This is a genomic window from Streptomyces sp. NP-1717, assembly GCF_022695985.1.
In the GTDB taxonomy this organism is placed as follows: Bacteria; Actinomycetota; Actinomycetes; order Streptomycetales; family Streptomycetaceae; genus Streptomyces.
On sequence record NZ_JAAPBF010000049.1, the window covers coordinates 1 to 14025 of the forward strand.

Sequence of the window (14025 nt, forward strand, 5' to 3'; positions counted from 1 at the left end):
ATTCGTGGGTGGGATCACGCTGGTGAAGGACGACGAGCAGGCCGCCGTGCCCGCCCCGGCCGCGACCGAACCGCCCCCACCTACCACCGGCGCCGCCACCCCGGGCGGGGAACTCTCCCCCCGCCGGGTGCGGTTGGTCTTCACCGGCCTCATGCTCGCGCTGCTGCTCGCGGCGCTGGAGCAGATGATCGTCGCCACCGCCCTGCCGAAGATCGTCGGGGAGCTGCAGGGCCTCGACCGGATGCCCTGGGCCATCACCGCCTACCTGCTGACCTCCACGATCGGCCTGCCGATCTACGGCAAGCTCGGCGACCTCTTCGGCCGCAAGGGCGTCTTCCAGTTCGCCATCGTCGTGTTCGTCGTCGGATCGGCCCTGGCCGGCTGGTCGCGCACCATGAACGAACTCATCGCCTTCCGCGCCCTCCAGGGCGTCGGCGCCGGCGGACTCATGATCGGCGTCCAGGCGATCATCGCCGACATCGTGCCGCCCCGTGAACGCGGCCGCTACATGGGCCTCATCGGCGGCGCGTTCGGTCTCGCCTCGGTCGCCGGACCGCTGCTCGGCGGCTTCTTCACCGACCACGTCTCCTGGCGCTGGTGCTTCTACTTCAACGTGCCGTTCGGCCTCGTCACGCTCGCCGTCGTCACCGTCGTACTCAGACTCCCCAAGCCCAGCGGCAAGGCGCGGCTCGACGTCATGGGCGCGGTGCTGCTCGCAGCCGCCTCGACGTGCCTGGTCCTGCTGACCAGTTGGGGCGGTACGGAGTACGAGTGGGGCTCGCGCGAGATCCTCGGCCTCGCCGCCGGCGCCGTCGTGACGGCCGTCCTGTTCGTGGTGGTCGAGCACTTCGCGCCCGAACCGATCATCCCGCTGCGGCTGTTCCGCGACTCGATCTTCAACATCACCGGACTCGTCGGCGCGGTCGTCGGCATCGCGCTCTTCGGCGCCGCCAGCTATCTGCCGACCTTCCTCCAGATGGTCGACGGCGCCTCGGCCACCGAGTCCGGCCTGCTGATGCTGCCCATGATGGGCGGCATCGTCGCCGCCTCCGTCGTCTCCGGCCAGCTCATCAGCCGCACCGGCCACTACCGGATCTACCCCATCCTCGGCAGCGCCGTCTCCGCCGTCGGCATGTGGCTGCTGTCCCGGCTGGAGACCGGCACGTCCCGGCTCGAATACAGCCTCTGGCAGGCGGTCCTCGGCATCGGCATCGGCCTGGTCATGCCGGTCCTGATCCTCGCCGTGCAGAACTCGGTCCAGCCCTCCGACCTCGGCACCGCCACCAGCGCCAACAACTACTTCCGGCAGATCGGCGGCAGCGTCGGCGCCGCCATCTTCGGCACGCTCTTCGCCGACCGGCTCACCGACGCGCTCGTCGAGCGCATCCCGTCCGGCGCCGGGCTGCCCAGCGCCGAATCCATCACACCGCAGATGGTGCACGCGATGCCGCCCGAGCTGCGCGACAGCTACATCCAGGCGTACGCGGACGCGATGCCGCGGATCTTCCTCTATCTCGTGCCGGTGCTTCTGCTCGGCCTGCTCATCGCCTGCTTCCTCAAGGAGAAACCGCTGGTGTCCCACAACGCCTCCGCCGCCGAGTCCACCGCGTCCCGGCCCCGGAAGAGCCTGCCGGTGCGGACATCGGCTCCGCTCACGGCGAGCTGGGCCAGCGCGGTGAGGAGACCGGACAGTCCGCCGCCCCGCCCGCCGTCGAGCGGAATCGTGCGGTGGGGACGGTCACCGAGGACGGCCGAGACCAGCCGGCTCAGCACCCGGCCCGGCCCGACCTCGGTGAACACCCGGGCACCGGCCGCGTACATGGCCTCGATCTGCTCGGCGAACCTGACGGGCGAGCCGATCTGCGCGGCGAGCCCCGCCCGTACCCCGGCGGGATCCGCCGGATAGGGCTCGGCCGTGCGGTTGGCCCATACGTCGAACGCGGGCGGATAGACGGTCAGTTCGCCCAGGCGCTCGGCGAAGGCCTCGCCCGCGCCCGCGAGCAGCGGACTGTGGAAGGCGCACGCCACCTGGAGCGGTTTGACGGAGTGTCCGGCGTCCCGAAGCCGCGCGACGGCCGCGGCCACCTGCTCGGTCGGTCCCGAAATGACCGTCTGGGTGGGCGAGTTACGGTTCGCGGCCACCACCTCACCGGCGAGACCGGCCAGCCGCAGCACCTCGTCCACCTGCTCGGGCGACGCGGTGACGGCGGCCATCGTGCCGGGGTCACCGCCCGCCGTCCGGGCCAGGATGGCCTCGGCGCGCTCGGCGCTCGCCATGATGACGTCCTGCGGGGAGAGCGCTCCGGCCACTCCGAGCGCGACCAGTTCGCCGTAACTGTGTCCCGCCGCCATGGCCGGACGTACGCCGACGGAGGCGAGCAACTCGGCGGCGGCGAGTTCGACCATGCCCAGCGTGGGCTGGGCGACGGCCGTGTCGGTGATACGGGCCAGCTGATCCGCCCTGCCCTGCTCGCCGAAGGCGGCCGGGGGATGGAGGACATCGGCCCAGCGCGCGCCGAGCTGGAGATGGCGCTGCAACTCCGGGAAGGCGACGAAGAGTTCGGCGAGCATGCCCGGACGCTGACTGCCCTGTCCGGGGAAGAGGAACGCCAGTTTCCCGTCGTCGGTCCCGGCTCCCTGAGCCGTCCCGGCGGTCTCGGCCGCGTGGATTCCCGCCTCCGGTGCGTGCTCCCCCTCGGCCGCGCGGCGCAGCAGTTCGGGCAGCTCGGCGAGGCTGTCCGCCACCACGGCGATCCACACGCGCTCGCCACGGACCGCGCCCCGGTCGCTTCGCTGTGCGGCGCTACGCGCGTAGTCGCGCAGTCTCCACCGGCCACCCTTGGCGAGGAGGTCCTGAAGGGCTCGGACCGACCGCCGTGCGGCCTCGGCGTCCAGGCCCCGGAACGTGAGGAGTTCGGCCGGCCAGGTGTCGAGGGCATGCGTGGGTGGCGCCTGGGTGTACGCGCGTAGAACGGCGTGGAAGTTGGTGCCGCCGAATCCGAAGGCGCTGACTCCCGCGACACGCTCAGCGGGCTCCACCGCCCACGGCGTCGCCTTCGTGTGGAAGACGAACGGGCTGCTCGCCGACTTCCAGGCGGCGTTGGGCTCCTTCAGATGCAGGGTCGGCGGCTTCACGCCGTGGTAGAGCGCCAGGGTCACCTTGATCAGTCCGGCGAGCCCGGCGGCGCACTTGGTGTGCCCGATCTGGGACTTGACCGAGCCGACCGCGCAACTGGCCACCTCCGCACCGGCCTCGGTGAACACCTCGGTGAGCGTGCCCAGTTCGGTACGGTCCCCGACGACGGTCCCCGTGCCGTGCGCCTCGACCAGCCCCACATCGGCGGGCGAGACACCGGCGTTGCGGTAGGCGCGGGTGAGGGCGGCGTGCTGGCCCTCCGGACGCGGCGCGGTCAGTCCGAGCGCGCGGCCGTCGCTCGCGCTGCCCACTCCGTCGATGACGGCGTACACCCGGTCGCCGTCGCGCTCGGCGTCGGCGAGGCGCTTGAGCACCACGCAGGCGACACCCTCGCCGAGGGCGATGCCGTCGGCGGCGGCGTCGAAGGTGGCCGAGCGTCCCGTGGGGGAGAGCGCGTGCACGGACGAGAACAGCAGATAGTCGTTGATGCCGTTGTGCAGGTCGGCGCCGCCGCACAGCACCATGTCGCTGGTGCCCGCGACGAGTTCCTTGCAGGCGACGTCCACGGCGGTGAGCGAGGAGGCACACGCGGCGTCGACGGTGTAGTTGGCGCCGCCGAGGTCGAGCCGGTTGGCGACGCGCCCCGCGATGACGTTGGCGAGCATCCCGGGGAACGAGTCCTCGGTGAGCCGGGGCAGTTGCTCGTCGAGCGCGGCCGGGATCTCGCCGATGTAGCCGGGCAGCACCGTACGCAGCGTCGTCGCGTTGGACAGGTCGCTGCCCGCCTCGGCGCCGAACACCACCGACGTACGGGCGTGGTCGGTGCCCTTCGCGTCGTACCCCGCGTCGGCGAGCGCGCGCCGCGCGGCCTCCAGGGCGAGGAGCTGGACCGGTTCGACGGCCGCGAGCGAGGCCGGCGGAATGCCGTAGCGCAGCGGGTCGAACGGGATCTCCGGCAGGAAGCCGCCCCAGCGCGAGGGGGTGCGCTCGCCGTCGCCGTCGGGCGCGTAGTAGCGCTCCTGGTCCCAGCGCTGGGCCGGGACCTCGGTGACGCAGTCCTTGCCCGCGAGGATGTTGGCCCAGAAGTCCGCCAGGTCGGGCGCGCCGGGGAACATGCCCGCCATGCCGACCACGGCGACCCGCAGCGGCTCGGGAGCCGGCCGCTCCTCGGCGGCGCCGATGCCGAGCGGACCGCGCAGCTCGCCGGCCCTGACGCGCAGTCGGGCCGCGGCGCCCTCGGTCACCGAATGGTGCAGCGCGGCGACGGTGGTGACCACGTCCCGCAGGACCACGACCTCACCCGCCATGAACATGCCCTCGTCGGCCTGCCGGGTCTCGTCGACGGCGAGCAGGTCGTCGCCGACGCGCTCGATGCCCTTGCTGGCGAGCCGCAGCCGGCCGACATTGAACCGCTCCAGCCGCTCCCAGATCTCCCGGTCGGGCACGCCCTGTTCGCGCAGCTCGTCCTTGAGGGCGGTGAAGTCCTCGCTGATGGCGCTGCGTGCGCACCGGGTGGCGTGACCGGGGGCGGTCTCCAGCAGATCGGTCCGCTCGGCGTCGAGGATCCGGCGCTGGAAGAGCGGCTGGATGGCGCCGCCGCGTACGGCCTCCTCGGTGAACAGGTAGGCCGTGCCCATGAGTACGCCGAAGGCGACACCCGCCCGGGTCAGCGGCGCCGCCAGGGCGGCGGCCATCGCGGCGGACCGGTCGTCGTGGATGCCACCGGCGAAGAGCACGGTCAGCTCGGCGGCCGTCTCCGCTCCGTCCTTGGCACCCCCCTTGGCTCCGGCCTCGGCCTCGGCGAGGAATTCGAGCAGGACCTCGGTCTGCGCCTCCCACAGCGGGAAGCTGTTGCGCGGCCCGACATGGCCGCCGCACTCGGCGCCCTCGAAGATGAACCGGCGCGCGCCCGCCGCCAGGAACTGCCGCAGCAGTCCGGGGGAGGGCACATGCAGGAAGGTCGTGATGCCCTCCGCCTCCAGCGCGGCGGCCTGGGCCGGCCTGCCGCCCGCGACGATGGCGTGCGTGGGCCTGAGCTCCCGTACGACGTCGAGCTGCGCGGCCTTGATCTCCTCGTCGGCGAAACCGAGGATTCCGACGCCCCACTTGGCGTCGCCGAGCGCGTCGCGGGTGTGCCGCAGCATCGAGCGGGTCCGGTCGGCGTTCGCCAGGGCGAGCGCGAGGAACGGCAGACCGCCGTCGGCCGCGACGGCCGCCGCGAAGGCGGGCTCGTCGCTGACGCGCGTCATCGGCCCCTGGGCGATGGGCAGCCGGGTGCCGAGTGCGCGTGCTCCGGCCGACCCGGCGGCCAGCGCGGCGGCCGGCGCGTCGTCGCCGAAGGCTTCCGCCATGGCGGTCCCGATGCCGCGTACGGCCTCCGCCACCGTGGTCCAGCGCTCGGCGAACGAGGCGGCGAGAAAGGCGTCCTGGCCGAGCGGGACGAACTGGGTCCGGAGATCGTCCGTACCGATCCGGGCGGCGAACTCGGCCTGGTCCGAGGGGAGTTCGGGGGCCCCGGGGCCACGGCGGCGCAGAACGCGCGTCCCGTGGTGCAGCACGGTCTCCGAGCCGTCGAGCCCGGCCAGCACGCCGGCGAGTTCAGTCGGCAGTCCCGCCTCGTCGAACAGCGCGAGCTGGGTGTCGAGCACGACACCGGCCGCGCCGCCGGCGACGGTCGCCGCCGCGGTGTGCGGGCCGATGCCGCCGCAGGCCCAGACGGGCAGGTCCAGGGCGGGTTCGGCGAGCACCTGCTGGAGAAGGACGAAGGTGCTCAGCTCGCCCGCGCGTCCGCCGCTCTCCGAGCCGCGCACGATCAGTCCGCAAGCCCCGGCCTCGGCCGCGCTCAACGCCTCGGCCAGGCAGGTGACTTCGACCAGGACACGGTGGCCGGCGAACTCGGCGGGCGACCGCGAGGGGTCGGCGAGGAGCACCGTGTCCACGAGTTCGGGCAGCTCACCGGCGGTCGCGGAACAGCCCTCCCGTACGCGGACGCCGAACGGCACGGACGACCAGCGGCAGGTCCGGTCGAGCAGGTCGACCACCTCGCGGGGGTCCTCGACGGGGAGTTCGAGGACACCTGTCGCGCCGGCGGCGGCGGCCGTGGCTGTCAGTCGTGGGGACGGCCGTTGAAGAGGGTTGATCACGATGACCGAATGCGGCAGGGAAAAGTCGTTGGACCAGGAGGGTCCTGGAGTCCGCATGAACTCTCCAGTTGCGGGGGGCAGTTGTGGGGATTGGCAGTTAAGTAGCCGCGCTTCCCCAGAGTCAACCGATCGCAGAGAGTCACCGTCCCCATTTTTCGAACATCTGTGCGTCTTTGATGCCTGGTGGATTCGGTCGGGCGGGGGGTTGGGAGCCGTTTTTCATATGTGTCATCCGCGGATCATGTCGTTGATATCGACCTGACATGCTCGCGGAACGTTCGGCGTGCGCCCGCGCCAGAGGCTGTGCTTCAGATCACAATAACTTTCTCGATGGGTGTCCGCTTTCGGCCTTATGGCTACGCAGCGTGATGAATTTCCGGCGAGTCGGCCCGATGGCCTTCATGGGTCGGTTTCGGCAGTTCAGCGGCGCGAAACGGCCGGTGGCGGCGCTTCTGGAAACCTTCTTTCGCAGCGTTTCGACACTCAATGTCCACAGAGAGACGAAAGATTGGCGACGGAGCGCAGCCGAGAACCACCCCGCCGCACCTCCGCGAGGGCCGCGCGCTCCCCACGACCTCACGTTCTTCCGCTCCCGCGCGTCTGCTTGATGAAGGCGAACGCGGTACGAGAGGGAGGCCGGGACCATGAACACGGACGCGGGCACGAGTGCGGACGCGGGCAGTCGAACGGACGTCCGCCACGCGGTCGTCGAGACGTCGCTCGGCGGGCTGACCGTGGTGGTGTCGGGCGGCGCGATCACCGGACTGTACTTCCCGCACCACTGGTACATGCCGTCCGAGGCGAGCCTCGGCAGGCGCGTCGACGCCCACGAGGACCCCCTGATCACCCTGGCCGCGACCCAGCTCGGCGAGTACCTGGACGGCGAGCGGACCGCGTTCGACCTGCCGACACGGACGCACGGGGACGCGTTCCAGGAGCGGGTCTGGGCGATGCTCCGCGAGATCCCGTTCGGCGAGACGACCACCTACGGCCAACTCGCCGAACGGCTCGGGAACAAGGCGCTCGCGCAGTCCGTGGGCCAGGCGGTCGGCCACAACCCGATCTCCATCATCGTGGCCTGCCACCGGGTGGTCGGCAGCAACGGCAAGCTCACCGGCTTCGCCGGCGGGCTCGAACGCAAACAGCGCCTCCTGGAGATCGAGGAGCCGCCGACCGTGAAGGAGGCCAGGCTCTTCTGAGCGCGGCTCACCGTACGCCGGACCTCACGTTCTCCGGGGCCCGGACGTCTACAGAATGATGGACATGAAGAAGCCTTTCGAGCGGGTGGTCGAGGAACACGCGGACACCGTGCTCCGGGTGTGCCGGGCGGTCGTCGGCGTCCACGACGCCGATGACGCCTGGTCGGAGACGTTCCTCGCGGCGATGCGCGCCTATCCGGACCTGCCGGACGACGCCAACGTGGAGGCGTGGCTCGTGACCATCGCCCACCGCAAGGCCATCGACCTCACCCGCGCCGGGCGGCGGCACGCGGTCCCCGTGGCGGACCTGCCCGAGCGGCCGTCGACCGTAGGACTGCCCGGCGGGACCGACCACGACCTGTGGCGAGCCGTCAGGGCACTGCCCGGGAAACAGCGGCAGGCGGTGGCGTACCACCACTTCGCCGGACTGCCGTACCGGGAGGTCGCGGAGATCGTCGGCGGCACCCCGGAGGCGGCACGGCGCGCCGCCTCCGACGGCATCAAGGCGCTCAGAACGACGCTCGCGGACCCGGACCGGGCCGCGTCCGCAGAAGCGGATACGGGCGCGGGCACCGGCGCGGGCACCGGCGCGCGCGGTCGGCCCGAACCACATGGACCGCGTGAGCCGGGCAGGCCGCGTGAGCCGCGTGAGTCACGTCAGAACGCGAAGCTGAAAGGAGCGACACCGTGAAGGACACCACCGGTGACCCGGACCTCTCCACCCTCCTCGCCCGCGCCACCGCGGACCCCGCGACCCTCGCCCGGCTCCACACCACGCTGGAGGACGCGGCCGGCCGCGACGGCCTGCTGGACGTCGCGTACACCGTCGTCGACAGCCCCGTCGGCCGCCTGCTGCTCGCCGCCACCGAGCGGGGCCTCGTCCGGGTGGCCTTCCACAACCAGGACCACGACAAGGTCCTCGACACCCTCGCCACGACGCTGAGTCCCCGGGTGCTGCGCGCTCCCAAGCGCCTCGATGACGTGGCCCGCGAACTCGACCAGTACTTCGCCGGCGCCCGCAGGACGTTCGACCTGCCCCTCGACCTGTCGCTGTCGCACGGGTTCCGGCAGTCGGTGCACCGCCACCTCCCGGAGATCGCCTACGGGCGCACGCTGAGCTACGCCGAGGTCGCACGCCTCGTCGGCAACCCGAAGGCGGTCCGCGCGGTCGGCACGGCCTGCGCGACCAACCCGCTCCCCGTCGTCGTCCCCTGCCACCGCGTGCTGCGCAGCGACGGAACGCTCGGCGGTTACGCGGGCGGCCCCGCCGCCAAGTCCGTCCTCCTGGATCTGGAGGCCGCGGCCCGGCACACCGGCGGGTGAGCCGCGCGGCCGGGGTCTTCGGCCGGGTCGGGTCACACGGCTGGCCGGACCCGGCCGAATGGCGTCTTTCGGACTGACACATCCCACCCCGCCCCTCCACAATGGCAGGCGCATGACATGCCATCACCGGGGAGGGAACATGAGTCCGCACCGCAACGAGAGACCGTTCCGAAGAGCGCTCCGCACGGCCGCGTCCGCCGTCGCGGCCCTGACCCTGCTGCTCGGCTGGTCCGCCGCCACCGGATCGACGGCGTACGCGCGGGAGGCAGGCGTCCCCGCCGCCACCGCGTCGACGGCCGCGACCGGCAAGGCCGTCGAGGTACGCGGCGGCAACGTCATCTACAGCAGCAGCGGAACCCGCTGCACCGTCGGCTTCAACGCCCGTACCAGCGCCACCTTCTTCGGCCTGGTGTCCGGGCGCTGCGCCCAGGGCTCCTCCAACTGGTACGCGGACGCGGCCCTGACCGTGTTCATCGGCACCACCGCCGGAGCGAGCTTCCCGGGCAACGACTACGCCCTCATCCGCTACATCAACAGCACGACGGTCACCTTCCCCGGCGAGGTCGCGCTCGGCGCCGGCGGCACGCAGGACATCACCCGCGCCGCGAACCCGACGGTCGGCCAGTCCATGTGCCACGTCGGCCGCACGACCGGCGTCCGCTGCGGCACCGTCACGGGCGTGAACCTGACGGTCAACTACCCCGAGGGCTCGGTGAGCGGACTCTTCAGGTCCAACATCTGCTCCGAGCCCGGTGACGCGGGCGGTCCCGCGTACTCCGGCACGACCGCGCTGGGCATCATCGTCGCCTCGTCCGGAAACTGCACGTCCGGCGGCGTCACCTACTACCAGCCGGTCGTGGAGTGGCTGTCGGTCTACGGGCTGTCCATGTACTAGGGGACCGCGGCGAGGTCTACCGCGGGCGGCGGCGAGCGGTGTCGCGTACGAGCGCCGGGCGCTTGTTGTCGAACTGCCAGTCCGGCACCAGATACCGCATCGCCGTCGCGTCGTCCCTGGCCCCCAGCCCGAGACTCCGGTACAGCTCGTGCGCCTCCTCCACCCGCTCCATGTCGAGCTCGACCCCGAGCCCCGGCCGGTCCGGCACCTGAAGCATGCCGTCCTCGATCTCGAACGGCCGGACCGTCAGCCGCTGGCCGTCCTGCCAGATCCAGTGCGTGTCGATCGCCGTGATGTCGCCCGGAGCGGCCGCCGCGACATGCGTGAACATCGCCAGGGACACATCGAAGTGGTTGTTGGAGTGCGACCCCCAGGTCAGCCCCCACGCCTCGCAGAGCTGCGCCACCCGCACCGAACCGTTCATCGTCCAGAAGTGCGGGTCGGCCAGCGGGATGTCGACCGCGTCCGCGCGTACGGCGTGCCCGAGCTGCCGCCAGTCGGTGGCGATCATGTTCGTCGCGGTACGCAGCCCGGTCGCGCGGCGGAATTCGGCCATGGTCTCGCGGCCCGAGTACCCGCCCTCCGCGCCGCACGGGTCCTCCGCGTACGCCAGGACGTCGCGCAACTCACGGCCCAGCGACACTGCTTCGGCCAGCGGCCAGGCACCGTTCGGGTCCAGGGTGATCCGCGCCTCCGGGAATCGTTCGGCCAGCGCCCGCACGGCCGCCGCCTCCTCGTGCCCCGGCAGCACACCGCCCTTGAGCTTGAAGTCCTGGAAGCCGTAACGGCGCCTGGCCGCCTCGGCGAGCCCGACGATCGCCTCCGGGGTCAGCGCCTCCTCGTCGCGCAGCCTCAGCCAGTCGTCCCGCGCGTCGCTCCCGTCGCGGTACGCCAGATCGGTACGCCCCCGGTCACCCACGTAGAAGAGATAGCCGAGAACGGGCACCCTGTCGCGCTGCAGTCCCTCGCCCAGCAGCGCGCCCAGGGGCAGCCCGAGGTGCTGCCCGAGCAGGTCGAGCAGCGCCGATTCGAGCGCCGTGACCGCGTGCACCGTGACCCGCAGATCGAAGGTCTGGGTGCCGCGCCCCGCCGTGTCCCGGTCGCCGAAGCGCTCGCGTACCGCGCGCAGTACGGCGTGATGGTCACCGACCGACCGCCCCACGACCAGGTCCCGTGACTCATCCAGCGTCGTCCGGATGCCCTCGCCCCCCGGCACCTCACCGACGCCGGTACGTCCCTCGGAGTCGGTCAGGACGACCAGGTTGCGGGTGAAGTGGGGAGCGTGCGCGCCGCTGAGATTGAGCAGCATGCTGTCCTGCCCGGCGACGGGTATGACGCGGACCGAGACGATCTGTGGCGGTCGTGCACCGGGTGCGGGGGCGCTCAAGGGGAGTCCTTCCGGATCGGTGCGGGATACGGCTCTCGCTACCGAGGAAGCTAGGACGCGTACGCATACAGGTCAAACACCTGTTTCGTATGCTGCGATACCGAAATTGAATGGGACGCTCGGTCCCGCACCCTCACAGATGCCGGAGCAGGGCGTGCAGCGCCGGATTGTCGTTGCCGGTGCGCCAGGTGAGCGACAGCTCGACCGGCGCCGGGGCCGCCAGGCGCACGTCCCTGAAGACCACGCCCGCGTAACGCAGTTGGGTGGCGGCCTCCGGGACCAGCGCGATGCCCCAGCCGCCGTTCACCAGGGCGAGGATGCTGTGGACCTGGCTCAGATACTGGCTGAAGGCGGGGGCGATGCCCGCCGCCCGGAAGACACTGATCAGCAGCTCATGGAAGTAGCGGGACTCCTTGGTGGAGTACATCAGCACGTCCTGCCGGTCGAACGCGGCGATGTCGAGCTCGCCCTCGCCCTCGGCGAGCGGGTGGCCCGCGGGCAGCGCGGCCACGAGCCGTTCCGTGGCGGCGGGCCGGGAGCTCAGCTCCGGGCTGTTCACCGGAGGCCGTACCAGCCCCAGGTCCAGGCTCGACTCGGTCAGCGCGTCGAGCTGGTCGCCGGTGACCATCTCGCGCAGGACGATCTCCACCCCGGGCATGACCGCGCGGGCGGTGTCGAGGACCCTGCCGAGCATGGAGTACGCGCTGGCGGCGGTGAAACCGATGGCGATCGCGCCCGCCTCGCCGGTCGACACCTGGCGTACGGCGATCGTGGCCTGCTCGGTCTGGCGCAGGATGCGGCGGGCCTCGTGCAGGAACGCGCGGCCGGCGGGCGTCAGCCGCACGGAACGGTTGGTGCGGTCGAAGAGCTGGACCCGCAGGGTCGCCTCAAGGAGCTGGATCTGGCGGCTGAGCGGCGGCTGCGTCATCTGAAGCCGCTCGGCGGCCCGCCCGAAGTGCAGTTCCTCGGCGACGGCGACGAAGTTGGTCAGCTGGACGAGCGTGAACAATGATGCTCTCCCGGTATTGATGGATTCGATTGCGGCGGTGGGCGAGAATCGTTTCGCGATACTAGCCCCGGACCCGGCTCAAGCCCACCGCATGGTCGGCACGACCGTCCTGAGGAGATGCCCATGACCGTCCGCCCGCCCGTACCGCCGTTCGACCGTGCCGCAGCCCTGAAGAAGGTGCAGGCCGCCGAGGACGCCTGGAACACCCGCGACCCCGAGCGCGTCGCTGCCGCGTACACGGTCGATTCCGTCTGGCGCAACCGCGACACCTTCGTCACCGGGCGCCCGGCGATCGTGGAGTTCCTGAGCGCCAAGTGGTCGCGGGAGCTCGACTACGCGCTCCGTAAGAACCTGTGGGCGTTCGACGGCGACCGGATCGCGGTGCGCTTCCAGTACGAGTGCCGCGACAGCTCGGGGCAGTGGTGGCGCAGCTACGGCAACGAGCTGTGGGAGTTCGACGGGAACGGGCTGATGCGGCGCCGCGAGGCGAGCATCAACGACCTGCGCATCGACGAGTCCGAGCGGCGTGTGTTCGGTGCGCGTCCGGAGAGCGAGCACGGGAGCGAGTTCCCGATCCGGTGACCGGGTGGTCCCGTGGTCGGGTGTGAACGGGCGCGCTATACGGCGCGGATGGCGATCCCCGGGTACGAGAGCACCAGACCCGACTCGTCGTAGACCAGCCGGCAGCGGAAGTCGAAGACCGGGGCCGAGTAGTCGTAACACTGCCGGGGCCCCTCGTCGGCGGTGCGCCGGTACTCCTGGTCGAGACGTTCGACGGACAGGTCGAGCGCCCGTACGTACGCGGCAGGCGCCGCCGTCAGCGTCCCCACGGGCAGCCGGAAGCGGTGCACGGGAAGGGCGTTGGTCATCGCCGACGACTCCAGATCGACGTCGAGACACCCGTCGAGATACGGCGCCGGCGCCCCGTCCACCCGCCAGCGGCCCGCTCCGTCGGCCTGGAGCACCGTCGAGCGCGTTCCGGCCTCGGACCGGGAGGTGACGACGGCCCGGCGCGTCACCCAGCCGGAGTCCAGGGTGATGTCGTAGTCCACCGTCCAGGTCCGGCCGTCCTCGACGGCGGTCGTGCACCCGACGACACGCAGCCAGTCCTGTCCGCGCGGTGTGTGCTGGTCCCGCCGTACGTCGCCCGAGCGCCGGAAGTAGACGACCTCGAAGCCCTGCCGCGCGTGCTCGTGCGCCCATGCGGCGGTCGCGGGCGGCGGTACGAAGGTACTCATCCCCGTACGGTTTCACGACCCGCCCGCCCGTGGGAGGCGGACGCGCGATCCGGAGAGTCCGTGAAGACGCCGCGAGATCACCCGAGAGGCTGCCGGCCGCCGCCGGTCGCGAAGGCCACGATCTCCTTGAGGCCGGGGGCGTAGCCGTCCGCCGTGTCGACCTCGATCCATGGCGCGTCGACCGCCACCCGGTCGAATCCGTCGTGGCTCCGGGTGTGCGCCGCCGGATCGAGCGGCGCCGCGGGTTCGTGCGCCGCGCGTACGGGATCCTCCTCGGCCCGGCGCAGCCGCCGCGCGAGCGCCAGCTCCGCGTCGACCGAACAGTGCACGACCCGAAGCTCGGCCCTGTCCCGCAGAGGCTCCAGACCGGGCCGCCACAACCGGTCCTGGAAGGCGGCCTCCGCGACCGTCGTCACCCCGGCGCGGAGCAGCAGGTCGAGCACACCGAAGAACGCGGGCAGTGTGCGGCGGTTCAGCGCGTCGCCGAGGTCCGGTGTGAACCCGGGTGTGGCGTGGACCATGCCCTCCTTGATCTCGTCCCGGCAGACGGCGGGGCAGCCCACGGCGCGTGCGATCTCGTGCGCGAGCGTGGTCTTGCCGGTGCCCGGAGGCCCGCTGACGACGATCAGCGTCGGTTGCGGGCCCGGGCCCGTCTTCGTATCCGCCACACCACCATTGTGGAGGACTTCGGCACT

Annotated in this window: 10 protein-coding genes and 1 pseudogene; 6 read left to right on the forward strand and 5 right to left on the reverse strand. The window is 71.7% G+C overall.

Annotation, left to right across the window (positions count from 1 at the left end; genetic code table 11):
• Window positions 1-4 precede the first annotated feature (4 nt).
• Window positions 5-1589: pseudogene (locus tag GXP76_RS13395) on the forward strand (MDR family MFS transporter); the annotation flags it as partial.
• On the opposite strand, the gene GXP76_RS13400 reads toward GXP76_RS13395, so the two are convergent.
• Window positions 1510-6336 carry a polyketide synthase gene (locus GXP76_RS13400; protein ID WP_308354129.1) on the reverse strand — a complete coding sequence of 1609 codons (4827 nt, stop codon included), beginning with the start codon at window positions 6334-6336 and terminating at the stop codon, window positions 1510-1512. The pseudogene GXP76_RS13395 and the gene GXP76_RS13400 overlap by 80 nt on opposite strands.
• Before the next feature lie 587 nt (window positions 6337-6923).
• On the opposite strand from GXP76_RS13400, the gene GXP76_RS13405 reads away from it, so the two are divergent.
• The 4 genes from GXP76_RS13405 to GXP76_RS13420 all read left to right on the forward strand — a co-directional run bounded on the left by GXP76_RS13405 (window position 6924) and on the right by GXP76_RS13420 (window position 9696).
• Window positions 6924-7478, forward strand: coding sequence for a methylated-DNA--[protein]-cysteine S-methyltransferase (locus GXP76_RS13405; protein WP_242571737.1), 555 nt, complete (start codon window positions 6924-6926; stop codon window positions 7476-7478).
• Between the two features lie 64 nt (window positions 7479-7542).
• Window positions 7543-8169 (forward strand): RNA polymerase sigma factor, encoded by a 627-nt coding sequence (locus tag GXP76_RS13410; protein ID WP_242571738.1) that lies wholly within the window; start codon window positions 7543-7545, stop codon window positions 8167-8169.
• The gene (locus tag GXP76_RS13415) at window positions 8166-8801 is read left to right on the forward strand and encodes a methylated-DNA--[protein]-cysteine S-methyltransferase (protein ID WP_242571739.1); all 636 of its coding nucleotides are present in this window, start codon (window positions 8166-8168) and stop codon (window positions 8799-8801) included. The genes GXP76_RS13410 and GXP76_RS13415 overlap by 4 nt, the downstream gene beginning before the upstream one ends.
• Window positions 8802-8940: 139 nt before the next feature.
• A complete protein-coding gene (locus GXP76_RS13420; protein ID WP_242571740.1) occupies window positions 8941-9696 on the forward strand; it encodes a S1 family peptidase in 756 nt (251 codons plus the stop codon).
• Between the two features lie 16 nt (window positions 9697-9712).
• Here the strand turns inward: GXP76_RS13420 and GXP76_RS13425 are convergent, their stop codons facing one another.
• Complete coding sequence (locus GXP76_RS13425) at window positions 9713-11005, reverse strand: enolase C-terminal domain-like protein (protein WP_242571762.1); 1293 nt, start codon at window positions 11003-11005, stop codon at window positions 9713-9715.
• 211 nt (window positions 11006-11216) lie between these two features.
• Window positions 11217-12092 (reverse strand): LysR substrate-binding domain-containing protein, encoded by an 876-nt coding sequence (locus tag GXP76_RS13430; RefSeq protein ID WP_242571741.1) that lies wholly within the window; start codon window positions 12090-12092, stop codon window positions 11217-11219.
• A 123-nt stretch (window positions 12093-12215) separates the two neighbouring features.
• On the opposite strand from GXP76_RS13430, the gene GXP76_RS13435 reads away from it, so the two are divergent.
• Window positions 12216-12674: a nuclear transport factor 2 family protein gene (locus GXP76_RS13435; protein WP_242571742.1), complete on the forward strand. Its 459-nt coding sequence runs from the start codon at window positions 12216-12218 to the stop codon at window positions 12672-12674.
• A 35-nt stretch (window positions 12675-12709) separates the two neighbouring features.
• Here the strand turns inward: GXP76_RS13435 and GXP76_RS13440 are convergent, their stop codons facing one another.
• A complete protein-coding gene (locus GXP76_RS13440; RefSeq protein ID WP_242571743.1) occupies window positions 12710-13330 on the reverse strand; it encodes a putative glycolipid-binding domain-containing protein in 621 nt (206 codons plus the stop codon).
• A 77-nt stretch (window positions 13331-13407) separates the two neighbouring features.
• Window positions 13408-13998: an AAA family ATPase gene (locus tag GXP76_RS13445; RefSeq protein WP_242571744.1), complete on the reverse strand. Its 591-nt coding sequence runs from the start codon at window positions 13996-13998 to the stop codon at window positions 13408-13410.
• Window positions 13999-14025: the final 27 nt, after the last annotated feature.

What these genes read in the sequence shown, in the direction of transcription:
- GXP76_RS13400 (WP_308354129.1), bottom strand. Translation starts at nt 6,336, where the DNA reads ATGCGGACTCCAGGACCCTCCTGGTCCAACGACTTTTCCCTGCCGCAT.
- GXP76_RS13405 (WP_242571737.1), top strand. Translation starts at nt 6,924, where the DNA reads ATGAACACGGACGCGGGCACGAGTGCGGACGCGGGCAGTCGAACGGAC.
- GXP76_RS13410 (WP_242571738.1), top strand. Translation starts at nt 7,543, where the DNA reads ATGAAGAAGCCTTTCGAGCGGGTGGTCGAGGAACACGCGGACACCGTG.
- GXP76_RS13420 (WP_242571740.1), top strand. Translation starts at nt 8,941, where the DNA reads ATGAGTCCGCACCGCAACGAGAGACCGTTCCGAAGAGCGCTCCGCACG.
- GXP76_RS13425 (WP_242571762.1), bottom strand. Translation starts at nt 11,005, where the DNA reads ATGCTGCTCAATCTCAGCGGCGCGCACGCTCCCCACTTCACCCGCAAC.
- GXP76_RS13435 (WP_242571742.1), top strand. Translation starts at nt 12,216, where the DNA reads ATGACCGTCCGCCCGCCCGTACCGCCGTTCGACCGTGCCGCAGCCCTG.
- GXP76_RS13440 (WP_242571743.1), bottom strand. Translation starts at nt 13,330, where the DNA reads ATGAGTACCTTCGTACCGCCGCCCGCGACCGCCGCATGGGCGCACGAG.